The following is a 23,026-nucleotide window of genomic DNA, read 5'->3' as shown; positions in this document are numbered from 1 at the left end:
CCAATACGGCGTAAAAAGACTAAAAGAAAGACTTCAGGGGATCCTTTATGCCAGATCACAATCAAGCTACCACAGCACGCAAACTGTTGTTGCCGGCAGCGGCCTTGCTGTTGTTGGTCCCGTTGCTCTGGCTGTGGTCAGAACTGGACAAAGAGCCGGTACCTGATTTTGCTGTCTACGCGGCGGGTAACGAGCGAAAGCAGGCCTTCTTCGGCTACTTCCAACCTCTCATCGAACAGCGCAACCGCGAAATCCTCGCCCTCAGGCAGGAAATACTGGCCATGCAGGCCAGGTCTTCCGATCTGACCCGGGCAGACCGCAGGCTGCTCACTGAACTGGCCGACGTCTACCGGATTGAAGATTTCAACCCGGCCAGTCCTGCCAGTTGGGACTTGTTGCTACGCCGGGTGGATATCGTGCCCACCTCACTGGCCCTGGCCCAGGCGGCCAACGAAAGCGCCTGGGGAACCTCCCGTTTCGCCCGCGAAGCGAACAATTTCTACGGACAATGGTGTTTTGCAGAGGGGTGTGGCCTGGTGCCCAAAGACAGGGGTGAAGATATGAACCATGAAGTGGCGGATTTCGACAGCCCCAGGGAATCGGTGGAAGCCTATATCCGCAACCTCAATCGTCACTATGCCTATCAGGATTTACGGCGTTTACGACAACAATTACGTAACAGTGGCCAGCCCATTACCGGCCTGGCCCTTAGCCCCGGCCTGACCAGCTATTCCGAGCGTGGCGAAGAATATATGCAGGAATTGCGTAATATGATTCGCTACAACAACCTGGACAAATTGGACGAACCACATCTGGGGCCAGAATAAAAGGTATGCTGCCAGGACTGAGCCCGGATCAATCAGGTATTCACCCAGGTCCAGGCCAGTTTTTCCTCGTTATGATCGAAATATTTCATCGGCGCATCGAAAAACAGGCTGGCCAGTTCCGTCCCCCACTCCTGCCATTTCTTTTCCCCGACGATGGCGGTTTTGCCAAACTGATCCGCATGTCGGGCATCGAACTTGATGTCTTCCCACATGGCGCGCACCTCGAAGCCGCTTATTTCCCTGGCCCTGATAAAAAATCTCAGGGTGCCGAACTTCTCCAGCAGATTCTCTACTTCTGGAATTAACTGCTGATAGTCATGCCGGGTCAGTTTGCCACTGGCGGTAATGGACAGTACCCGGTTTTCGTTGATGCCTTCCAATTTCAACATATAAGACTCCTTTGCCCGTTTCAGCTTGTAAACAAGTCTAGCAAAGGCTGAGGCCCTCTTTGCAGTAACAGCTAATCCGGCAGAATCTTCTCAAGACAGGCCAGCCCAAGCCGCAACTGGGCCTGTTCTACTGCTGACAATCTTTCCAGGCGCTGTTCCAGCAGGTTCAGCCGTCTGTGCCGGGCAGCCAGCAACAGGCGCCGGCCCTTGTCAGTGGCACTGATTGAACTTTGCCTGGCGTCATTATCCTGCCGCTGCATACGGACATGTCCTTGTTCCACCAGGGCTCGAACCAGTCGGCTCATTGTCGGCGCCGAGACATTTTCAGCACCGGCCAGGGCTTTGAGAGACAAAGGGCCGGCAAACACAATAACGGACAACGCCGAAAGCCTGGCCCTGGACAGACCGGACTGTTCGTCTGCTGCACTGACCATGCGCAAAAGTTGTATGGCACAGCGGTGCAGGGGTTCGCTAAGTTCAATTCTGGTGTCTTTAGCCATCTATTTTGTCCGCTTAGTGGTAGTGATCTTGCGCTGCCCAGCCAGCCTAACTATATTTAGTTAGCCTAACTAACTAAATAGTCAAGAGTTCACTATGTCAGATCAGGCACAGATTGCCCAACTGTTCGACTCCATTAGCAAAGGAAAGGCCGAGCAGGTCGACCATCTGCTCAATCAGAACCCGCAGCTTGCCCTTTGCCAGAATGCCCAGGGTATCAGGCCCCTGTTATGGGCCATGTACCACCGCCAGACAGAGTTGATGAAGCGGATATACCGGCAGGTAGAAAGTCCCCTGGCTGAGGAAATGCTGGCGGCGGATGACCTCAAGGCCCTGAAGAATAAACTGGAGAACCTTCCTGAACTGCTTAGCTGGGAATCCGCTGACGGCTTCTCCCTGCTTCATTATGCCTGTTTCTTTGGCAGAGAGGGGGCAGCCAGGATGCTTTTACAAAAAGGCGCTGACAAGAATCACCCTGCAGCCAATCCCAGTGGGGTCTGCCCCATTCACAGTGCGGCCGCGTCGCACTCAGTCGGCCTGGTCAGGCTGCTTCTGGATGCGGGAGCCGATCCCGATGCGCAGCAGGCCGGAGGCTATACCGCCCTGATGAGTGCCGCGGCACATAATCATACAGACCTGCTAGAAGCCTTGCTGACAGGTGGAGCAGATAAGTCCATCACCGACGATCAAGGCAGGACCGCCTATCAGCACGGCCTGGAAAAGGGCTTTGAGATTCCCACTCTTAAACCTGGAGTTGCCTGAACCCATCAGGCCACCCATAGGCGCTCAACAAAAAAGGAAGCACTGGCTTCCTTTTCTGATTCAACCGGCCTGCGACAGATTAAACCTCCATATGCTTACTGACTGGCAATTCCCTGATCCTCTTACCCCCGGCACGAAAGATGGCATTGGTCAGACTGGCGGCCACGGGTGGCACACCGGGCTCCCCTACTCCGCCGGGTGGGGCATCTGACTCAACCAGGTACACATGAATGGGTGGCGACTGGGGCATGCGCAGGACCGGATAATCATGGTAATTGGACTGCTGGACTTTACCTTCCCTGAGGGTGATCTCGCCCATCAGCGCAAGGGACAGGCCAAAGATCATGGAGCCCTCCATCTGCGATTTGACCCGGTCCGGGTTAACCACCGTACCGGCGTCGGCGGCGCAGTGCATTTCCAGCACCTTTAACTTGCCGTCTTTGACCCTTACTCTGGAAGCCACAGCCACATAGCTGACAAAACTGCGGTGCACGCTGATGCCCCAGCCTTCATGTTGACCGACGGATTCTTCCACACCCGCCTTTTCCGCCACCAGATTCAATACTTTTTTCAGCCTGGCGGTATCAATGGGGTGCTGCTCCAACGGATCGCCATAGTTGGTATATTCAAATCCTTCCGGCTTGGGGTTGACCAGCCTGTCACTGCCGAGCAACTCCAGCCACATCTGCCGGGGCTCCCGGTTCAATTTGTGAGCCAGTTCATCGACAAATGAACCGATGGCAAAACCATGCTGTATATTGGACACCGAACGCAGCCAGCCGATGCGTAAATGAGCCTCTGCTTTTTGTGTCTCACAGGACAGATTATCCAGGGCAAATGGCAGGTCGCCAAAACCCAGTGACAGTTCACCGTCGGAAGGTTCCTCTGCCGTGCCATTGAAGGTCCAGCTGATACTGGGAAACGCCGTACGCTGAACCCAACTGGTTACGCGCCCCGTGTCGTCCATCCCTGCCTCATAGTACTGGGCTGATATGGCATGATAGAAACCATGCTGGATTTCGTCTTCACGGCTCCATGTCACCTTGACCGGTTTGCCGGTCTCCTTGGCCAGAAAGGCAGCTTCCACAGAAAAATCCGGCTTGGACTTACGCCCGAAACCGCCTCCGAGCAACGTCACATGCACCTTGACCTTACTCTTGTCGATGCCCAACTGCTGGGCCACCGTATTCTGGGTAGCCTGGGGCGTCTGGGTACAGGCCCAGATTTCCATTTCCCCGTCCTTGAATCTGGCCAGGGCAGCCGGTGGCTCCATGGGGGCATGGATGAGATAAGGCACAGTGTAAGTGGCCGAATGGGTATCCACGGCATTCATCATGGCACTGTAGGCGTCCCCAACGCTGCGGATGACCCTCCCTTTGGTGACGACCCTGTCCGTCAGGGTCTTCAGGTAAGACGCTGAATCATGCTGGCCATGAGCGCTGTCCTGCCAGCTGATAGCCAGTCTCTTGCGTCCCTGCATGGCTGCCCAGGTGTTGGTGGCCAGGACTGCAACGCCCGGCAGCGACGTAAAGCCGACCGGTATCGTCTGCGCGGGCATCTGAATGACGTCCACCACCCCCTTAACCTCCCTGGCCTGCTTGTCATCCAGGCTGACTAACCCGGCGCCAAGCACAGGTGCGCGCTCAATACTGGCGTAAAGCATGTCTGGCAGGGTCATATCGATACCAAACTTGGCCTGACCGGTCAGTATGGCCTGCATATCCACAATCTTCAGCCCCTTGCCGATGTAGGCAAAATCCTTCCTGGACTTGAAGGTGAGCTGTTCTTTGTCTGGTGGACTGAGTTGGGCGGCCGCCTCGGCCAGTTGACCAAACCTGAGGCTGCACCCGGATTTGTCATGCCAGATTTGATGATCCCTGGCCTGCACCTCTGAAACCGGTACCTGCCACCGTTCTGCAGCTGCCTGTTCCAGCATACTTCTGGCCGATGCTCCCATCTCCCGCATGGTCTGGTAAAAGTGGCGTACCGAGCGGGAACCGTCTGTATTCTGGCTGCCATACGCCTCGTTGGCCATTCCCTGCACCACCCTGACTTTATTCCAGTCAGCCATCAGTTCATCGGCGGCCACTTGTGGCAGGCCGGTACGAATGCCCTGCCCCATTTCCGAGCGATGACAGACGATATGTACCCTATCGTCAGAGCCGATACTGATAAACAGATTCAGCTCCCCCGGCAGGCCTGCGGTCTGCGCCATAACCGGGCGCCAGCCTGGTACCAAAGCACCGAGCATCAGGCCGGAGCCGGCAAACCCGGCAAATTTGAGAAATTCACGGCGACTGACATTCTGACACCGGCTCATGAGCCTTCTCCCATCTTACCGGCCGCCGTCTTGATAGCCGCCTTGATTCTGGGGTAGGTACCGCAACGACAGATGTTTCCCTGCATAAATTCATCAATGTCGCTGTCGGTGGGCTTGGGATTCTTTTCCAGCAGAGCCACGGCACTCATGATCTGACCCGCCTGGCAATAACCGCACTGGGGCACATCATGCTGCGCCCAGGCCTGCTGGACCGGGTGAGAGGCATCCACGCCCAATCCTTCGATGGTTTTGACCTGCTTTTTGGCCACCTGAGACACCGGCATGGTGCAGGATCGCTGCGCCTGGCCATCCACATGCACAGTGCAGGCCCCGCACAGCGCCATACCACAGCCATACTTGGTCCCTGTCATATCCAGCAGATCCCGCAAGACCCACAAGAGGGGCATATCTGCCTCAGCATCCACCGATACATCCTTGCCGTTGAGGTTAAATTGAATCATGGTCTTTTCCTCTTGCCTGTAAGATCAATCCGATTGGTATAACCAAGCTTGTAATTGTTCCGGAGTATCAATATCAAACCCGGCCTGTGGCATAGGCACCGGCACCAGGCGGTGTCTCTGGGCCCGGAGCAGGGATTTTGCCCCTCTGTCACCCTGGAGTTGTCCAAGGGCGGTAAAATCCGCCCTGCAAAAGATAGCAGGCACGCCCACATCCTGCCCGTACGCCGCAGCGATAATACTGTGGGGATGCTGCCGGCTGGCCTGGATCAGCGACTGAATATGCTGCCGGCCAACGGCTATCTGATCGGCAAGTCCCACTAACACATGTGTCAGCCCGTTATCCAGGCTCTGGACCGCCCTGGCCAGAGAGGTACCCATGCCCAGTCGCCAGTCTTCCACGTCCAGCAACTCAACCCAGTCGGGCAGCACAGGGGCAATCTTGTCGCGATTGGCGCCCAGCACCAGCACTACCTTGTCTGCAGCCAGTTTTTCATATGCCCTGAGGCTATGGCAGATCATGGGCTGGCCGCCAACGCTGGCAAGTTGCTTGATTCCGCCGAAACGCCTGGACTGGCCGGCAGCCAGCAATACCACCGCCAGCTTCAAACCCGCGGTCCCAGGGGCAGACTGAAGGAACGTGCATCCTGTCCTTCCAGCACGGCGTGGATCTCGGCTATTACCGACAGGGCAATGGACTCGGGTAACTCCCCCCCCAGCCTCAGGCCCACGGGGTTGGCCAGGGGCCGGCACAAATCGGATGCCTCCAGTCCCGCCACGCTGAACACCCGTTCAGTGCGATGGGCCGGTCCCAGCATCCCCAGATAGCGCAGACCGGTTGCCTGCGAGGGGGATTTGAAAAGACTCAGGGCCTGGGCATCCAGTTCAATATTATGCGTCATCAATACAGCGGCGCTGAGCCAGCTCATCCGGGGTTCGGATGCCAGGTCATTGATGGGCCCCTTAATCAACTGGGCCGTGGGAAAGTATTCGGCGCGGGCGTTGGCCGGTCTGGAGTCCACCAGCAGCACCTGCCATCCCATTACTGCTGCCAGGCCCACCAGCGGCCTGGCATCCATGCCGCCGCCAAAGATACCGAGACAGGGGGCCGGCAGGATCTGCTGGATAAGGCCAGGCTGGCCGTCCAGACTGAGCCGGGCCCAGCGTTGTTCATCTGGCAGCAACTCGGCAGTCTGCGACTGCGTTAATACCCGGTTGCAGGGAGATTGTTCATTGATACCCTGCCAGTAGCCGCAAGGCTGGCGACCCTGCAGGCAGGTAAGCAGGGCGGGGAGTTGCAGATAGTCGTTCTGCTCACTGACGGGCTGCAGCAGGATCCTGACCATTCCGCCACAGCCTATGCCCAACTGCCAGCTCAGATCGTCCTCGTCGCGCATGTCATAGCAGATAATCCGGTTCTTTCCGGTCTCCCAGCAACGCCTGGCCTGACGCATAACATCCGCTTCCAGACAACCGCCACTGAGCAATCCCCGGTATTGTCCCAGGCTGTTGATCAGCATCATGGCGCCGGCCTTTCGATAGGAAGACCCCTGGGTTTCGATAATGGTGGCCAGCACCCATTGCAGGCTGTTCCTGTTATCGCTCCAGTAGTTGAGCAGTTGATCCAATTGATTCGACATACTATGCCCGGACAGGATGTGAAAGCTCAGTGCAGCAGGTCCTCGGTCCCGGTGCAAGAGAATACAGGGCGGATGGCCCGCCACTCGCGCTGAAACGCCATACTCAGCGGCTGTTCTCAACCAGAGTCTTGAGATTTTCCAGGCCCATCTCAAAATCCGGGCCCACCATGGAGTCCATCATCAGGGCGAAGTAGCGATGGACAGGATTGGCCCCTACCTCGCCATAGTCCTTCCAGAGCACTTTGGTTCGATCATCCTGTTGTGTCAGTACAATCTCTCCGGTGCTGCTCATAGCGAAATCGGGAAAATACAGCCGGTAAACCAGACGCTGGTTTTCTTCGGTGGCGATCACTTCCATCTCGCCACTGCCTTGTGACTCACTGCTCCAGACAGACTTCATTCCCACCTCTCCCTGCGGGCCCTCATAACGGACCTCCATTGCCGGGTCACGCTTGAACCAGACGCCCCAGTCTTGCCATTTTTGAAGATCCACCACCTGGGCGTAGATCTTCTCCGGCGGCGCGTCGATCAGTATGTCACGCTCGACTCTGAAATGTGACGGCAGGATAAAACCGATGCCCACCAAAATGACCACCAGCACCAGGGTGGCGATAATAAATTTCTTCAGGATTTCCATTGGCTTGCTCCCGGCCATAATCGGCTGGTCAAATATCACCCAGCTATTTTTATAACATATATTCCTGGAGGTTTATCTCAATTTGATTGCCAATTTAGAGCACTGAATGGTTAGATAATGGGCTCCGGTGTCTGCTGAAAAGATAAAAAGAGGATAACCCATGACATTCCGACCACTTGGACTGGCTCTGCTGGCCCTGCTGATGAGCCTCCCGCTGGCCGCCAAACCCGGCGTCAGCGCTCCCGACAGTCCCGATAACGAAGGTCAGGGACCTTACCAGCGGCTGATTTTGCGCGGTGTTACCCTGGTCAACGGCGAAGGGGCGCCGGCAAGGGGGCCGGTGGATATAGTGATTGAAAAGAACCGCATTACCAATATCGTCAATGTGGGCAATCCGGGTGTCCCGATTCTGGACAAGAACCGCCCCAAGGCGCAACCGGGTGACCAGGAAATGGATCTGCAAGGCCATTATGTACTGCCCGGTTTCATTGACATGCATGGTCATATAGGCGGATCGGCTGACGACATCCCTGCCGAGTATGTATTCAAACTGTGGCTGGGCCACGGCATTACCACTGTGCGTGAACCAGGCAGTTTCAACGGTGTGGACTGGGTTATGGACCATGTCAGGCGCAGTGAGAAAAATCAGATCACTGCCCCCAGGATCATCCCTTACTTCGGCTTTGGCATGGGCAGGGACAAGCCCATTTATACTGCTGAGCAGGCCAGGGAATGGATGCAGTGGGCGGCTGAGCAGGGCGCACAGGGCGTGAAGTTCTTCGGCGCAACACCAAAGGTGATGAAGGCCGCCCTGGATGAAGCACAAAAGCTTGGCCTGGGCACCGCGATGCATCATGCCCAGCTCAATGTGGTCAGCATGAACGTGCTGGACTCTGCTCGCCTGGGCCTGACCACCATGGAACATTGGTATGGACTGCCGGAGGCGTTGTTCGAAAACCAGCGGATCCAGGATTACTCACCGGCGTACAACTACAATAACGAACAACATCGCTTTGCCGAAGCCGGCAGGCTCTGGCAGCAAGCCGCCAAACCCGGCAGCGACAAATGGAACGCAGTACGTGACGAACTGATCGCCCTGGATTTCACACTCAACCCGACCATGACCATTTACGAAGCCAGCCGGGATCTGATGCGTGAACAGGAAGCCACCTGGCATCAGGACTATACCCTGCCGACATTGTGGGACTTCTTCCAACCTAACCGTTATGCCCATGGCAGTTACTGGTTTGACTGGACCACAGACGACGAAATTGCCTGGAAGGAAAATTTTCGTCTGTGGATGCAATTTATCAACGACTACAAGAACCAGGGGGGCCGGGTGACTACCGGCTCGGATTCCGGCTATATCTACAAAATCTATGGATTTGGCTATATCCGCGAGCTGGAGCTGCTGCGTGAGGCCGGTTTCAATGCCCTGGAAGTGGTTCAGGCCGCCACCCTCAATGGTGCCCAGGCTCTGGAGATGGAAGACAGCCTGGGTTCCATCAGTATTGGCAAACTGGCGGATATGGTGATAGTGGAGGAAAATCCGCTGGCCAACTTCAAAGTGCTTTATGGCACGGGGCATTTCAAACTGGATGACGACAACCGGCCTACACGGGTCGGCGGGGTCAAATACACCATCAAGGACGGTATCGTTTATGATGCCAAGGCACTGCTTAAGGATGTGCGGGAGATGGTGACCAAAGCCAAATCCACCGAATAACGCGCCCAGCAGGGGGCAGGGCCAGCCTTGTCTCCTGCTTTGGCTTACAGCAGCTTTTCCATACTCCAGTTAACCAGTATTTCCCTGCCCCGCCTAACCTGGTTCTGGCGGACCAGCACGAATCCCTTTGAGGCAAAAAACGGCCTGGCCAGATGGGAAGCCTCCACATACAAATGACCCATACCTGCTGATTTGGCCTGCTTCTCAAGGTAATCATACAAGGCAGTAGCGACGCCCTGCCGCTGATAGTCCTTATGGGTATAGGTCCAGTCGATATGGCCATCTGGCTCCAGGGTGATAAAGCCGACTATCTGATCCTTGAATGTTGCGACAAAAGGCGGTTTGCCCGCGAACCTGGCCTGCCAAGCCATGTAGTCCCTGGGTAGGGGCGCCCAGGCATTAACCTGTGCGGCGCTGTAATATTCAGGCCCCACGCTGTGAATGCTGTCATAGAATATATCCGTCAACGCCCGGGCGTCAGCCTGGCGGTAAGGACGCACCTGAATCCTCATAAAAAATTCAGTATCAGCGTTAATACAAAAATGGCCAGCAGTGAAACGCCTACTGTTGTCGAGTGACGGCGCCAGATCTCGGTGGCCTGCTCACCAAACATCAACACCAGCAGGGCCAGACCGTAATAACGAATTCCCCGGGAGAGGCCGGCAGCAAGCATAAACCACCCCAGCGGGTAATCCGTTGCACCGGCGGCCAGCATCGCCACCTGAAAGGGCACCGGAGTGACTCCCACCATAAACAAGGCAAAAAAGCCCTCCTCCTGCAGGGTTTGACGGAACTGCTCGAACTGTTCAGTGGCCCCGGTGGCCTCAATCAGCCACTGGCCAGCCGAATCAAACAACCCCAGGCCAATCCAGTATCCAGCCAGTGCCCCGGTCAGACAACCCGCCAGGGCAATAGTAGCCAGCAACCAGATGCGCTGGCGTTCCAACAACATATAGGGGATCAGCACCAGTTCCAGTGGAATCGGCACAATGGTGGCTTCCAGGGCCGAGAAGACAAACAGCAGTACCAAGGCATGGTCCGATTGCCTGAGGCGATCCAGCCATTTCTGTGTCTTACCCCTCATTGCCGATATTGATCCTGTTTCCTTTCTGGTAATGATCCTATGATACTGATATTGAGTTTAAAGACTATGGTTTAGCGCTCTTCTGCCTGGACGGGGGGCTGACACCGACAAAGAGGGATTCACGATGTCACAAAGCTTATCCAGCGACTGGCAGAGCGCCGTTACCGGTTTGTATTCACAACTGCTCGAATATCTGGTTGCCTATCTACCCAATGTCATAGGCGCTCTCCTTCTGGTGTTGGCCGGCTGGCTGGTCGCCTGGCTGATGTCCCGCCTGACCCTGTCGATAATCCGTCTGCTTAATCGGATGCTTAGCCTGATGACCCCGGCCCCCTTGCGGGGCAAGGGGCTGGAAATCCGCACCGATCACTCCAGGGTCGCCAGCAAGGTAATCTTCTGGCTGATCATGTTGTTCTTCTTCGCCGCCGCCATGTCCATTCTGGGACTGGATCTGTTCTCGGCCTGGCTGGGCGGCCTGATCAGCTATCTGCCGCGGATGGTGGCCGGACTGCTCATTATTGTGGGCGGGTATCTGCTTAGTAATCTGGTCAGCACCATGACCCGCGCCACGGCAGAATCAGCCGGATTGCCCCGGGCCCTGTGGTTGGCTGCGGCAGCCAAGTTCGCCGTCCTGTTCACTGCGCTGGTCATAGGTGTTGAACAACTCGGCATCAATATCCATTTCATTACAAGCCTGGTGTTGGTGGTAGCTGCGGTATTGGGCGCGGGATTAGCGCTGGCCTTCGGCCTGGGCAGCAAGGGTCTGATTGCCAACGTGGTGGGGGCCAGACAAGCCCGTAAGCATTGTCAAATACATGATCAAATGGTGGTCGGCGACACCGAGGGAGTGCTGGTGGAGATCACCGACACCATGCTGGTACTGGAAACGCAGGCCGGGCGCACCCTGATTCCGGCAAGGTTCTGGCTGGAACAACAAAGTTGTGTCCGGCAGTCGCCGGTGGACACCCCCAACAAGCCATCCGAGCCAAGCCAGTAAACGGGAGACTGTTATGCCCTCTGCAGATTTGAGCCTGGCCCTGCATTTTCTTGAGGACGAGCCCCTGGCCGCAGCCAGAACACTCGAACTCGAGCCGCCCGAGCAGGTAGCCCGGTTACTGCCCAAAGCCTCTTCCCTGGTTGCGGCAAAGGTCTTTACTGCCATGCTCCCGTCCTTTGCCGCGCCGATTCTGGTGCAAATGCCGGATGAGCAATGTGCCAGACTGCTCAAGGAGCTCAATACGGCAGATATCGCCGCCATTTTACGCCATTTGAAAGAGCCTCAGCGTTCCAGACAACTGGACTTCCTGCCATTGAAAAAGCAGACTGCCTGTCAGTTGCTGCTCAGCTACCCGGACTATACGGTCGGGGCCTGGACCGAAACCGATCTGTTGGTGCTGGATGAACAGATGGAAGTGCAGGACGCTCTGCTGAGGGTTAAGAAGAAAACGTTCTCAGACAGCCAGCAAATCTATGTCATCAACCGCCTGCGTCAGGTGACGGGCAGCGTGTCCGTGTATGACCTGCTGCGTTCACCGGCCAATCAATCCGTCCACCGGCTTATGGCTGACCAGCCCCCTACCCTCAGCGGCTTTACCGAACTAAGCGCCGCGCAGGATCTGGCTGTCTGGCACCGCCAGGACACCGCCGCCGTGGTCAATCTCAAGCATGAATTTATCGGCATCATTCATCACCACCAGATTCGCTACGCCCTGAGCCGTGCCGAACCACTGCAACTCAAGGATCCCCTGCCGGGGGATATTCTTTCGGCCTATGGCGCTTCACTCAATGCCCTGCTGGATCTGCTGACCCCTGTGTCGAGATAGTCGGAGAAGATGATGAGTACCACTTTGAACATGGAAACGACCGCACAGGAGCTCAGCAAGGCCTTTATGGCCAGCTATCCGCTCAAGAGTGCACGCCATCTGGAACGTATGGAGGCTGCCGAGGCCGCCGGTCTGCTGGAAATTCAGCCCATCCATGTGGTGGCCGGGGTATGGAAATATCTGCCCCCTGGCACCACCGACGCTATTTTCAGCCAACTGGACGAACAGACGGCCAGCAACCTGATCGCTTTTCTGGACAGTCATCTGGCCATTGCCCTGCTGGGCCGTCTCGAAGACGACAAACGCGTCCATCTTCTCAGTCGTCTGAAGGAAAGCCAACCTTCCCTGGTCAGTGAGTATCAGGATCTGCTTCGTTTTCCCCCCGACTCGGCGGCGCGGATGATGACGACCAAGGTGCAGGCTTTCTCGGCCGATCTGACGGTGGCGGACGCCCTGGCCATTCTGCGCAGAAACCCGGGCACGGCGCAGGACGTCTTGTATCTGCTCGACAACCACCAGCAACTGGTGGGCGAAGTGCCCCTGGCCGACCTGGTCAGTGCCCAGCCCGCCTCCGGCCTCGCCACTATCAGTCAGCCCGTCCGTACTACCCTCGAAGCGCTGGATGACAAGGAACTGGTAACAGAAAAATTTGAGGGATACCGTACCCGGGCCATTCCGGTACTCGACACTCAGGGACAGTTGGTGGGCAGTATCGGCTATTTCGAAGTCTATCAGTCCACCAAGGAAGATCTGGCCAGCGACATGCAGACCATGGTGGGTGTGAGTAAGGAGGAAAAGGCCCTGTCCAGCAGTTGGTTTGCCGTCACACGCCGCCTGCCCTGGCTTCAGATCAATCTGCTGACCGCCTTTGCTGCGGCCGCCGTGGTAGGTGCTTTCGAGGGCCTGATCGCCGAGGTCACGGCCCTGGCAATTCTGCTGCCGGTAGCAGCCGGACAATCAGGAAATGCCGGCGCCCAGGCCCTGGCGGTGACCATGCGTGGACTGACACTGAGGGAGATCACCACCCGCCACTGGAACAGGGTGTTGCTCAAAGAGATCCTGGCCGGCGCCCTGAACGGGGTCGCTATCGCGCTGACCTGCGCCGTTGGCGTCTACCTTTGGAGTGAGTCGGTGGGTCTGGCGCTGGTCATTGCCCTGGCCATGGTGCTGTCGCTGATCATAGCCTGCGGGGCAGGCGCGCTGGTGCCAATTATGCTGAAAAGACTTGGCCTGGATCCTGCCCAATCATCGTCAATCGTGCTGACCACCATCACGGACATTGCCGGCTTTATGTCCTTTCTCGGCATTGCCATGTTGCTCTCAGACATGCTGCCAAAAGGATGAGTCCTTTGGGCCGGCGCAATACCGCTGCTTGACGAAAGTCGATGGTTAAAACAAACGTACTTCCAACAGCGTGCCCGATGCCGGGGTATCCAGAGGCCTAAGCTTAACAGTAACCGGGGTATCGTAGAAAATTGCCGCGCCTTCGATAAGGCCCTTGGCCAGTATTTCCAGCCGTCGCTTTGACTGGTACAACAACAGCATATGTCGCTCCGTTCGTTCAAGCACGGTGAAACTGGGTAGATCCGCGTTTACATATAGCTGGCGCACTTCCTGGTGAATCTCGTTATCTATACAGGCAAGCAATTCGAACAGGTTACCCTTTTCCCACAGCATGCTTTCATGGCTTCTGGCAAGCACTACAAAGAGGAACTTTCCAAACGAATAGAGCAATTCGGATTCAGCGATGCCCGTCTTGGCAGACAATAATGACAATAGGGTATGAAGATCTTCAAACGGATAGTAACCGACTGCAGTGTAGGCCCCGCCATGAGAAAAACCGGCCTCAGACAGCAGCGCCTCCGCCTCTTGTGGCGAAAAGTGCTGCTCAACCATTTCCACGAAACTGGTAAAGACTATTCCTAACATGAGGTATAACTCCGCTCCCCACACAGTTAAGGCTCAATTTAGCACTAATCGACGCTTGTCCGGTAACTCTATCGCCTGTATTTCTGTGGGAGAACAGGTACAAATCAGTTCATCTGCGCCAATATCATCCCTTGTAGCTCGCCGGCCCCGAGTCCCTGACTGAGTTCACCACTTTCTGCCTGCTGGATCAGGCGAACCAGCGCCTGATTATAAGGGCAAGGCAACCCCAGGCTCAGGGCCGCCTCCACTACCGCGCCGTTGAGATAACTGATTTCAGTGTGCCTGCCCTGCTTCAGATCCCACCACATGGAGGTACGCACCTGTGGATCGATAGCCAGCATGCGGCTGGCCAGCCGGATAAACAACCAGTCCGGAAGGCGCAGTGCACGGGGTAACCAGGCTGGCGGCAGACGGGTCAGCCTTGGTAATTGCAGACCTTTGGCATCGGCAACGGTCAACAACTCCTCCATCAGACTCGCCAATATCCGTCTGAAACCACGCTGCTGCAACATCGCCTTGACCGGAATGTCTGCAAGGGCATTGATGGCATTGCCCAGGTTTAACTGTAACTTCGCCCATAGAAGTTCGTCCATCTGCCCTGTGGTACTGACCGGCATCATGGGATTGTCCAGAATTCCGGCCAACTGTCTGACAAAGCTGGGATTCTGGCTGGACTCCAAGACCAGAGTGCCCTCAGAACCACGATGCAGCCAGCCCGGCTCTTCCTCGACGACGTTGAATGGCACCATCACCCGGGAAACGGGATGCCAGGGATACAGCGCACGGACCTGACCATCGGCTCCGAGGCCGTTCTGGCAACAGAATATTTGACTCTGGGGGGTTAGCAGGGATTTGATATCGAAGGCGGCCTGCCTGACACCTGTGCATTTGACCGTCAGCCACAGGACATCACATTCAGGAGGGGTTTGTTGCCAGTCCTCCCCCATCAGAGCGGGCTTGATGCCTTTGATCTGATGGCCCTGAAAATCTGTCAGACGCAGACCATCCTGCCAACGGGCCATTACCCTGTCCCGTCCAATCAGGGTCACCGACTGCCCCTGCTTGGCAAGCATCGCGCCGACAAAGCCGCCGATCAGGCCAGCACCAAACACTATATGTCGCATGGATAATACAATCTGTATGAGTTGGGTAATTATCTGTCTGCCTACTCTGGCATATTGTCGGTAAAAACGACAATATGTGACGCCATAACAACAATATCCAACGGGCCGGCAGATTTGCCCTGACTGGCCAGCACACCGGGGAGCACATCAATGCAAGCTAAAGGGGAATTTCAGGTCAATCTCAAGCCTATGGGCTGTTATGCCAAGGGCCAGAACGGGATCAATCTGGGCCGTATGGCCATCGACAAAACCTTTGCCGGTGAGCTGAGCGGCACCAGCAAAGGGGAAATGCTCAGCGCCATGACGCAGAGCAAAGGTTCTGCCGGTTATGTGGCTATCGAGCAGGTCAGTGGTGAACTGGCCGGTCGCCAGGGCAGTTTTGTGCTGCAACACTATGGCACCATGCATCAGGCCAACCAGCATCTGATTCTGGAGGTGGTACCGGCATCGGGCACCGATGAACTGCTGGGCCTGACAGGCAGCATGTCCATCCGTATCGAAAACGGCCGGCACTTCTATCAGTTCGACTATCAGCTCCCGCCTGAGCAGGGCTGATCCTTAAGTCGTCAGGACTTCTTCAGGTATTCAGCCACCAGGACGATACGCACGCCATTGACCTTGCCCTCCACATGTCTGGGATTGTCGGGCAGGCTGATTCCCCTTACCGCCGTGCCGCGCTTGGCGGTAAAGCCGGCCCCCTTTACGTCCAGATCCTTGATCAATACCACGGTATCGCCGGTGGCAAGCGGCGTGCCGTTGCTGTCCAGGGTGGGCTCCCTGTCTGAGTCATCCCCGGCCTGTGCCCAGGTGAGAGTTTGTTCGTCCAGATACAGCATCTCCAGCAGGTCCTGTGCCCAGACTTCTGAGGACAATCGCTTGAGCATCCGCCAGGCCATCACCTGCACCGCCGGCTCGGGGGACCACATGCTGTCGTTCAGGCAGCGCCAGTGCTTGGTATCCAGGGCCTGCTGCCCGTCGATCTGTCCCTTGCAGTTAGCACAGACCAGTATATGGTTGTCCACCCTCGGCTGGTCCTGTGGACCCACAGGCAGAACTGCCAAAGTGTCGGTGGATGAGCAGAGTTCACATTTTTCGCCGGCGCGTTGATTGAGGGCTTGTTCCAGAGACATGGGCTTACCTTAGTTTTTAAAGGCGCGAAGTATGCCATTATTAACAGATAATCGCAGCAAAAGGACAGATGATGAGCGAAAGTAAACAGCCCCCAAGCCCCTTACGCCACGTAAAACAGGTGGAGGTGTCCCTACCCGGCTGGATAGATGAGGTGGTGGACTGGAGTCGCCAGTATCAATCGGACGAGGAAAAGATGGCCCTGGCCATCGAGCTTTCCCGGCAAAATGTGGAGCGGGACAGTGGCGGTCCTTTTGGTACCGCCATATTCGACATGGATACAGGACAGCTTTTGGGCGTCGGGGTTAATCAGGTCATGGCCGCCAACAACTCCACCCTGCACGGAGAGGTGATGGCGATTATGATGGCCGAGGCGGCCCTGGAAAGCTTCAGCCTGTCTGCCAACGACAAACGATGTGAGCTGTTTACCTCCTGTGAGCCCTGCGCCATGTGCATGGGTGCGACCTTGTGGAGCGGCGTCAAACGGCTGGTATGCGGGGCTACCGGAGAGGATGCCCGGGCTATTGGCTTTGACGAAGGCCCTGTGTTTGCCGAATCCTACCGCTATCTGGCCAGGGCCGGACTGGACGTCATCAAACAAGTTAAACGGGAAGAGGCCCGCCGGGTGCTGAGCAGTTATGTGGTGCGGGGCGGTAAGATTTATAACGGCTGACCCTGACTGTCAGCCGCTGAAATGGCAAAGGTGCCTCATCGTTTAGCTGTTAAGCGGTCTAGAAAACGTAAATAAATCCAACACCGACTTCGGCTTCATAGTTGTTGCGTGCGATTGGGCTGTCCTGAATGTCGCCAATGTAATGCTCGTAGAGCACCTCACCGAAAATCTGCCAGCTCTGGTTGAGGTATTGACGATAATTGTAATGAAACCCAATTGAACGGAATCCACCGCCAAGAACAGTCTCACTCAGTCCCGATGCCGCTGCCTGCTCGGCGTTGATGCCAAAATCCCGGTTGGCTCGTTCGCTATCATGGTAAACCGCAACCACTGCAATTTCAGAACCACTTCCGTCATTCTGGTCGCCGAAGCGGCGGCCCAGCGAAAAAAGACCAAGATTGCCGTTTTCACCTGTTACCAGCCTACCGTCAAGCCAATAGCGCCAATCGGCATCAAAAGCCCGACGCGCTTGCAACACCACTTCTATCCCTTCTTCCGTATCGCCAAGACCATCCAACCGACCGTCATCGGAGTCAGCTTCTTCACGACCTTCTTCAAAGGCAATGGCAGCATCGAATAGCCAAATATCCGAGCGAAGTCCACGCCAGCCCAAGGCCTCCCCCGCCCAGTAGAAAATATCATCACCGCTTCGCCACTGTACCGCCCCGGCAGGGTCGACTTCGACACCAAATTCATCCGACCCTTCGTAGGCTGATTCATATTCAACGCCCAGACCCAGACCAAATGCCCAACCATCTTCGCCTTTGGTAAAATCCTCCACAGAGGGCAATGGCACTAACGCCGTTTTTCCGTCCTGTGCCAGTGCAGCTTGATGGAAAGGAGCATGGATAAACATTGCCAACAATAGAACTGATAACTTTTTCATATAAATACCGATTTAAAATGGGTTGGTAGGTGAATAGTCAGTTTTACGGCATAGCTTTTTGAATAGATCAGAGTCGGACATCAAACATAACGACACCTTCTTACATCCAACAGCCCAAGGTAAGCATCTTAAGGCAGCATCGAAAGAGACTGACATGGGCAGTGGTTATTGGTAGGTAAGGCCGAGAGCTGTATGACTGGGCGGGCATTTTAGGATCAAATAAAGAAGCACAAAGGCAGAGTCGGATTGGCCTTCGCAGACACGCCGCGAGTACTTCCATGTAGTCTCTTACACAGCCTCCCTGCTGTGTAAGGTCTGCGAAGCCCAACCCGACACTGCCTCTCAGCCTTTTCTCTATCTGTAAGTAATGAGTTTGCAGGCAGACCACCGGCTAAGGCCGGTGGCTGCTGAAACTTGGAACTTCACCTATAGAATGAGAAGAGAGCTTCGAGCCACAAAGAATTGACCATAAGCTGGGAGAAAGTGTTTACTGATGACACTTTACCAATAATTGTTAGTCTGAAAGATCGTCTTTGTTACAGTGCAATGTATGGTTAGCCCATATAAGTCAATCTTCTTCAAAAATGCCCATCTATTTAGAAATTCGCCTGCGTCAATGTATCCGGATTCTATTCAGGGCTTTATCCCTGGATCCTGTATGAAAATGCGCACATTGCCACCTATCAAGACCAGCAGTATCAGGGTCTAAAGCACTGTTCAGGTTACTGGCAATGCCGCAAAAGCGTTTTCGTCATAGTTAAGGGCTTTTTGTCTTGAGTGTTCGTTATGCCATTACCTTAAATCGCTGACCACTGGTCATTATCGCCCAAGCAATTCTGGCCAGCTTGTTCGCCAACGCGCAGCAAACGATATTGGCAGCCTTGTGTGCCTTTAGCCGTTGTAGCCAGCCAGACCATAAATCTGTTCGCCCTTGGTGCCATTGAATGACCGAACGAGCACCATGAATCAAGCAACGACGCAACTGGCTGTTTCCCCGCTTACTAATACCTAACAAGGTATCTTTTCCGCCGGTACTATGCTGGCGAGGAACTAAACCTATCCAAGCAGCCATGTCTCTAGCCGACTTGAACTGTCGGCCATCTCCCACCTTGGCAATCAGCAAAGCACTGGTAATCAGTCCAACACCTGGGATTTCCTGTAACCGCTGTGCCACCGGCTCAGTCTTCAATAGTTCTGCCAGATGACGTTCAACCTGCTGTATCTGTCCTTTTAGCGCCTTATAGTCCTGGTAAAGTGTATCGAGCACCACTCGCAATGCGTCAGGAATAGAAACATTCGCATCTTCCAGTAATTCAGGTAAGTGGTTGAGGGTTTTCTTGCCTTTTGCTTGAGGAACACCGAATTCCAACAAAAAGGCGTGGATCTTATTGCTGGTCGCATTCTTCTGCACCACATAGCCTTCTCTTATCCGGCACCAGGCACTGATAAGCTGTTGTTGTTCGTTCTTAATCTGGATAAATCTCATTCTCGGGCGACGGCTGGCTTCACAGATTGCCTCTGCATCAATGTAATCATTCTTGTTGCTCTTCACATAAGGCTTAACAAATTGAGCTGGCAGCAACTTAACCTTATGCCCAGAGGATTGACACTTTCTTGCCAGCCAATGTGCTCCAGCACATCCTTCCATAGCAACGGTGCAAGGAGGTAATTGAGCAATAAACTCTAACAACTTATTGCGACTAAACTTCGCTTTCTTTATTTGCTGTTCACCCTCGTCCCAGCCAATCACATGTAAAGAGCGCTTGCCTAAATCAATACCCAGTGTTTCTATTGAAGTCATGGTTCGTCTCCTGTTTTGCTCAACAACACTTTAGTCAGTGTTGAGGGGGCGAACCATTTCATTAGACTTGGCCCCGATACATGCTTGCCCTGCTCATCCCCCCCCATCATCACTGTATACTTTACAAGCTTGAAGCCATCGGGATTTTCAGTATATTAAGTCGTCGAATGCAGGATCATAATACGCCTTTTAGATATCGCATTTACGCGACTTTACACCACTAAATCCTTTCTAATATCGCTTATAAACGAAGTTGGGATTATTTTTTAACGGAATGAAAATGAAGCATCTAGCCAATATTGGGGTTGCACTTATAGCGAGTGCAACGGTATTCAGTGCGGTGTCTCAGCCTTTTACTATGGGTAATGTGGTTGTGGCTGGTCAAGGTACTTTAAAAGAGTATCAAGTAGACGGAACTCTTGTGCAAACTGTACAGATTCCAAATTTTGGAGATGAGAGCCGAGTCATTGGTGTAACCCAAACTTCAGAGACCGATATCGCGGTTGTGAAAGACAAACGGTTGTACCTATATTCATCAGTAACAGGTGAATGGAAGTTTGGCCTTGAAGATATTGCAGAATATGATCATGAAATAGCAATAGATACCTTTTGTGACAAAGTTTACGTTAGCGGCTACAAGGGTATTAAGGCAATTGATCCATCTGATTTCTCTGCTGAGCTGGTTACAGAATCGGCTTTTTCTGAATTATCGCTGGGTCTGGATGGAATGTTTCATACAAAGAATGCTACTGCATTTTTTGACCCTGTAAATGGGTTGGAACTGCCCTACGAATCTGCGGTTTTGAGTTACGTCTTTACTGATGTGACGGCGGATCAATTTGGCAACACCATTGGGGTTTCAGCCTGGTCTGATGGTGATATTGTTTTTACTCCTTTAGGTGATGAGTACCCTTTAGACCAAGGGTCATGGAATGGCTACAAAACGCAGCTGCCAATAGATTCACCCGTTGACGTCGATATTCATGAAAACAGTACAATCGCTATTGGTAGTGATGATGGCCAAATGGTTATCACTAACAAAGAATTCAGTGAGTTTCTGACTTATAGCGTGGGTGCGAATAATGAAGGTCAATATGTAACTTTTATCGTTCAGGACCCAGGTGGTAATAAATGGTTTAGCAGCCGCTCCCAACTGCAAGTTCAGTCTGACTATCAGTTAACTACAAACCAGTGTTTGAGGTTGATGATTGGTGATGTTTCGCGAGGGCTTGACAATCTTCATACCCAAGTCAGTGAGCAGGAAATATTGATTGCCTATAATAATCGTCATGCCCCAGATGTTGTGAGCGCTATCGCTGGTTACAATGACATCAAAATGGCGTTGAAAGTAGGTGACTCTGCGGATATCGTTATTCCTCTCACATCCCCTCTTCCTGCATTCTCAGTATTTCGTCAGTACACTCCACAAGATGGTTGGGTGGATTTCACTACCAATAGTGACGACACTATCTATTCTGCTCTAGGTCAACCTGGTGAATGTCCAGTTATTGATAGTGCTGAATACTCCGAAGGGTTCACAGAGGGACACAACTGCCTGAAAGTGACAGTTAGTGATGGAGGGCCTAATGACGCTGATGGTGCAGTAAATGGATTTTTTTCAATCCTAGGTGGAGTCGCCGAGTCGTTCGATACTGACGGGGATGGCGTTGGCGACCATAGTGACGCCTTCCCTAACGACCCAAACGAGTGGTTAGACGCAGACAACGACGGGGTTGGTGATAACAGCGACATATTCCCTAACGACCCAAATGAGTGGGAAGATAGCGATGGGGATGGTGTAGGCGATAATGGTGATGCGTTTCCGGAAGACCCAGCCGAAACAAACGACCGCGATGAGGATGGTGTAGGCGATAACAGTGACATCTTCCCTCGTGACCCGAGTGAATGGGAAGACAGCGATGGGGATGGTGTAGGCGATAACTCTGACGTTTTCCCTAATGATCCTGCTGAATGGCTCGACACTGATGGTGATGGAGTAGGTGACAATTCTGACGCTTTCCCTAATGATTCAAGCGAGTGGTTGGATTCAGACGGTGACTTTATAGGTGACAACACAGATTCTCACCCGAATGATTTCTATAACGGTATGAATCAAGCAGAGTTCGCAGCCTCATTCCTACCCATGCACACTTCAAACACGTGGACCTACAACACGGTAACAGCGTCTCTAGGTTCGGCTACCAACATAGCAGGGGTAACTATTTACCCAATAGAATTCAGTAGCGGCGGGAAATACTACCTAACACATGATTCTGAAGGTTTGAAGTTTGCTGGTGTTTTTTTAAACCAAGTTCAGGTTGGCAATGATATCTACAAGGTGGATATGCGCCTGGATGAGCCTTTGCTAGTTGGTAGCTTCTCCTCTGCTCGTGAAACACGGGAAGATGTTAGTGGCAAAGGCGAAGTTAATATCACTCCCACCTATGGTAAGCAGGAGGCGCGGTTTAATGGCGTAGTGTATTACCATGGCGATGAGGTGTTGACCGTCCCAGCTGGCACATTCCACACAAAGAAGGTTTCTTGGGAACTTGCGTTTCAAGCCAGTGTAGGTGGTGGTACAGCCAGGCTCATCACAATTGTTGATATGTGGTTCGCATCTGGTGTCGGCTTAGTCAAGCTGGTGGAGTCTGACGTCGTTTCAGAGCTGGTGGACTATCAGGTGAGAGTGTCCGAGCCAGTTGGGGAAACTCCCACATCGCCTACCAATCCTTCCTCACCAACTGGTTCCGGTGGTGAATCTGGAGGTGGAAGTTTTGGAGGTGTATTACTGGGAATAGTTGGCGTCGGTTTGCTATTCCGGAGAAAGCGGACTCCAGAGCCTCATGGGAAGAATTCCTAAAGCAGGTATCAGAAGACAACGAAGCGGCCTTGCGCCGCTTCTTTTATCTCCGGTGATTTTCGGCGGACACGCTTCGCCGCAAGCTTCTACTGATATTCAGGAAAATCCAGTTGGTTGGTTTGTCTTAATCAGACTAGATGACACTGATGATCGCTTGATTTGACGATGTTTAAGTGATCTCGGGGTCAAGTCTTGCAACGTGCATAATGACCAAAGTTGGCGCAAACCAGCCACTATCAACACCTCGTCCACAGCGCCGCCGCGTGATAACAAAAAAGAGGCAGATAGTGATCTGCCCCTTCTCTGTGCCCGAAGTGGTGAATCCCCCTGCCCCTGACCTTCTCCCCAGATTTAACACCATGACTTTGATGAGATTTCCAATAAACTGGAGCCAATGGAGATCTCAGAATGAAAAAACGTTATACCGAAGAACAAATCATCAAGGCCATTAAGCAGCATGA

Annotated in this window: 23 protein-coding genes; 9 read left to right on the top strand and 14 right to left on the bottom strand. The window is 53.9% G+C overall.

Annotation, left to right across the window (positions count from 1 at the left end):
* Window positions 1-47: 47 nt before the first annotated feature.
* Complete coding sequence (locus tag J0A66_RS16460; protein ID WP_206574945.1) at window positions 48-827, top strand: glucosaminidase domain-containing protein; 780 nt, start codon at window positions 48-50, stop codon at window positions 825-827.
* Between the two features lie 32 nt (window positions 828-859).
* Here J0A66_RS16460 and J0A66_RS16455 read toward each other — a convergent pair whose 3' ends face one another.
* A complete protein-coding gene (locus J0A66_RS16455) occupies window positions 860-1,216 on the bottom strand; it encodes a SpoIIAA family protein (protein WP_206574944.1) in 357 nt (118 codons plus the stop codon).
* A 71-nt stretch (window positions 1,217-1,287) separates the two neighbouring features.
* The gene (locus J0A66_RS16450) at window positions 1,288-1,716 is read right to left on the bottom strand and encodes a MarR family winged helix-turn-helix transcriptional regulator (RefSeq protein ID WP_206574943.1); all 429 of its coding nucleotides are present in this window, start codon (window positions 1,714-1,716) and stop codon (window positions 1,288-1,290) included.
* 94 nt (window positions 1,717-1,810) lie between these two features.
* Between J0A66_RS16450 and J0A66_RS16445 the strand changes: the two genes are divergently transcribed.
* The gene (locus tag J0A66_RS16445; protein ID WP_206574942.1) at window positions 1,811-2,476 is read left to right on the top strand and encodes an ankyrin repeat domain-containing protein; all 666 of its coding nucleotides are present in this window, start codon (window positions 1,811-1,813) and stop codon (window positions 2,474-2,476) included.
* A gap of 79 nt (window positions 2,477-2,555) precedes the next feature.
* Here J0A66_RS16445 and J0A66_RS16440 read toward each other — a convergent pair whose 3' ends face one another.
* The 5 genes from J0A66_RS16440 to J0A66_RS16420 form a co-directional block, all read right to left on the bottom strand.
* Window positions 2,556-4,796 carry a xanthine dehydrogenase family protein molybdopterin-binding subunit gene (locus J0A66_RS16440; RefSeq protein WP_206574941.1) on the bottom strand — a complete coding sequence of 747 codons (2,241 nt, stop codon included), beginning with the start codon at window positions 4,794-4,796 and terminating at the stop codon, window positions 2,556-2,558.
* Window positions 4,793-5,257 (bottom strand): (2Fe-2S)-binding protein, encoded by a 465-nt coding sequence (locus J0A66_RS16435; RefSeq protein WP_206574940.1) that lies wholly within the window; start codon window positions 5,255-5,257, stop codon window positions 4,793-4,795. The genes J0A66_RS16440 and J0A66_RS16435 overlap by 4 nt, the downstream gene beginning before the upstream one ends.
* Before the next feature lie 24 nt (window positions 5,258-5,281).
* A complete protein-coding gene (locus tag J0A66_RS16430; RefSeq protein WP_206574939.1) occupies window positions 5,282-5,863 on the bottom strand; it encodes a nucleotidyltransferase family protein in 582 nt (193 codons plus the stop codon).
* Window positions 5,860-6,894, bottom strand: coding sequence for an XdhC family protein (locus J0A66_RS16425; RefSeq protein WP_206574938.1), 1,035 nt, complete (start codon window positions 6,892-6,894; stop codon window positions 5,860-5,862). Before J0A66_RS16425 ends, J0A66_RS16430 begins: the two co-directional genes overlap by 4 nt.
* 103 nt (window positions 6,895-6,997) lie before the next feature.
* Entirely contained in the window at window positions 6,998-7,531 is a 534-nt protein-coding gene (locus J0A66_RS16420) for an SRPBCC family protein (RefSeq protein ID WP_206574937.1), read from the bottom strand.
* A gap of 202 nt (window positions 7,532-7,733) precedes the next feature.
* On the opposite strand from J0A66_RS16420, the gene J0A66_RS16415 reads away from it, so the two are divergent.
* Window positions 7,734-9,257, top strand: a complete 1,524-nt coding sequence (locus J0A66_RS16415) for an amidohydrolase family protein (protein ID WP_439098877.1) — start codon at window positions 7,734-7,736, stop codon at window positions 9,255-9,257.
* Window positions 9,258-9,301: 44 nt separating this feature from the next.
* Here the strand turns inward: J0A66_RS16415 and J0A66_RS16410 are convergent, their stop codons facing one another.
* On the bottom strand, window positions 9,302-9,769 hold the full coding sequence (locus J0A66_RS16410; RefSeq protein WP_206574935.1) for a GNAT family N-acetyltransferase: 468 nt from the start codon (window positions 9,767-9,769) through the stop codon (window positions 9,302-9,304).
* Window positions 9,766-10,341 (bottom strand): YqaA family protein, encoded by a 576-nt coding sequence (locus J0A66_RS16405; RefSeq protein ID WP_206574934.1) that lies wholly within the window; start codon window positions 10,339-10,341, stop codon window positions 9,766-9,768. Before J0A66_RS16405 ends, J0A66_RS16410 begins: the two co-directional genes overlap by 4 nt.
* Before the next feature lie 124 nt (window positions 10,342-10,465).
* Between J0A66_RS16405 and J0A66_RS16400 the strand changes: the two genes are divergently transcribed.
* From J0A66_RS16400 to J0A66_RS16390, 3 genes are read left to right on the top strand one after another with little or no spacing between them, the layout of a single operon-like run.
* A complete protein-coding gene (locus J0A66_RS16400; protein ID WP_206574933.1) occupies window positions 10,466-11,338 on the top strand; it encodes a mechanosensitive ion channel family protein in 873 nt (290 codons plus the stop codon).
* A 13-nt stretch (window positions 11,339-11,351) separates the two neighbouring features.
* A complete protein-coding gene (locus J0A66_RS16395) occupies window positions 11,352-12,164 on the top strand; it encodes a magnesium transporter MgtE N-terminal domain-containing protein (RefSeq protein WP_206574932.1) in 813 nt (270 codons plus the stop codon).
* 12 nt (window positions 12,165-12,176) lie between these two features.
* Entirely contained in the window at window positions 12,177-13,508 is a 1,332-nt protein-coding gene (locus tag J0A66_RS16390; RefSeq protein ID WP_241264256.1) for a magnesium transporter, read from the top strand.
* Window positions 13,509-13,553: 45 nt separating this feature from the next.
* On the opposite strand, the gene J0A66_RS16385 is transcribed toward J0A66_RS16390, so the two are convergent.
* Both J0A66_RS16385 and J0A66_RS16380 read right to left on the bottom strand, forming a co-directional pair.
* Window positions 13,554-14,093, bottom strand: a complete 540-nt coding sequence (locus J0A66_RS16385; protein ID WP_206574930.1) for a heme NO-binding domain-containing protein — start codon at window positions 14,091-14,093, stop codon at window positions 13,554-13,556.
* 104 nt (window positions 14,094-14,197) lie between these two features.
* Window positions 14,198-15,217, bottom strand: coding sequence for a 2-dehydropantoate 2-reductase (locus tag J0A66_RS16380; RefSeq protein WP_206574929.1), 1,020 nt, complete (start codon window positions 15,215-15,217; stop codon window positions 14,198-14,200).
* A gap of 150 nt (window positions 15,218-15,367) precedes the next feature.
* On the opposite strand from J0A66_RS16380, the gene J0A66_RS16375 reads away from it, so the two are divergent.
* Window positions 15,368-15,772: a DUF3224 domain-containing protein gene (locus J0A66_RS16375; protein WP_206574928.1), complete on the top strand. Its 405-nt coding sequence runs from the start codon at window positions 15,368-15,370 to the stop codon at window positions 15,770-15,772.
* A gap of 11 nt (window positions 15,773-15,783) precedes the next feature.
* On the opposite strand, the gene J0A66_RS16370 is transcribed toward J0A66_RS16375, so the two are convergent.
* Complete coding sequence (locus J0A66_RS16370) at window positions 15,784-16,347, bottom strand: PhnA domain-containing protein (RefSeq protein WP_206574927.1); 564 nt, start codon at window positions 16,345-16,347, stop codon at window positions 15,784-15,786.
* Window positions 16,348-16,418: 71 nt separating this feature from the next.
* Between J0A66_RS16370 and J0A66_RS16365 the strand changes: the two genes are divergently transcribed.
* Window positions 16,419-17,018 carry a nucleoside deaminase gene (locus J0A66_RS16365; protein ID WP_206574926.1) on the top strand — a complete coding sequence of 200 codons (600 nt, stop codon included), beginning with the start codon at window positions 16,419-16,421 and terminating at the stop codon, window positions 17,016-17,018.
* Between the two features lie 58 nt (window positions 17,019-17,076).
* Here J0A66_RS16365 and J0A66_RS16360 read toward each other — a convergent pair whose 3' ends face one another.
* Both J0A66_RS16360 and J0A66_RS16355 read right to left on the bottom strand, forming a co-directional pair.
* Window positions 17,077-17,904 carry a MipA/OmpV family protein gene (locus J0A66_RS16360; protein WP_206574925.1) on the bottom strand — a complete coding sequence of 276 codons (828 nt, stop codon included), beginning with the start codon at window positions 17,902-17,904 and terminating at the stop codon, window positions 17,077-17,079.
* A gap of 784 nt (window positions 17,905-18,688) precedes the next feature.
* Window positions 18,689-19,705: an IS110 family RNA-guided transposase gene (locus J0A66_RS16355; protein ID WP_206574924.1), complete on the bottom strand. Its 1,017-nt coding sequence runs from the start codon at window positions 19,703-19,705 to the stop codon at window positions 18,689-18,691.
* Window positions 19,706-19,985: 280 nt separating this feature from the next.
* Here J0A66_RS16355 and J0A66_RS16350 point away from each other — a divergent pair, with 280 nt between their 5' ends.
* The gene (locus J0A66_RS16350; RefSeq protein WP_206574923.1) at window positions 19,986-22,565 is read left to right on the top strand and encodes a thrombospondin type 3 repeat-containing protein; all 2,580 of its coding nucleotides are present in this window, start codon (window positions 19,986-19,988) and stop codon (window positions 22,563-22,565) included.
* Window positions 22,566-23,026 lie beyond the last annotated feature (461 nt).

Origin of the sequence: Bowmanella dokdonensis, from assembly GCF_017254865.1 — a bacterium.
Taxonomy (GTDB): domain Bacteria; phylum Pseudomonadota; class Gammaproteobacteria; order Enterobacterales; family Alteromonadaceae; genus Bowmanella; species Bowmanella dokdonensis.
Note: the sequence above shows the minus strand (reverse complement) of the source record. Positions and strands in the feature narration are given on the sequence as shown.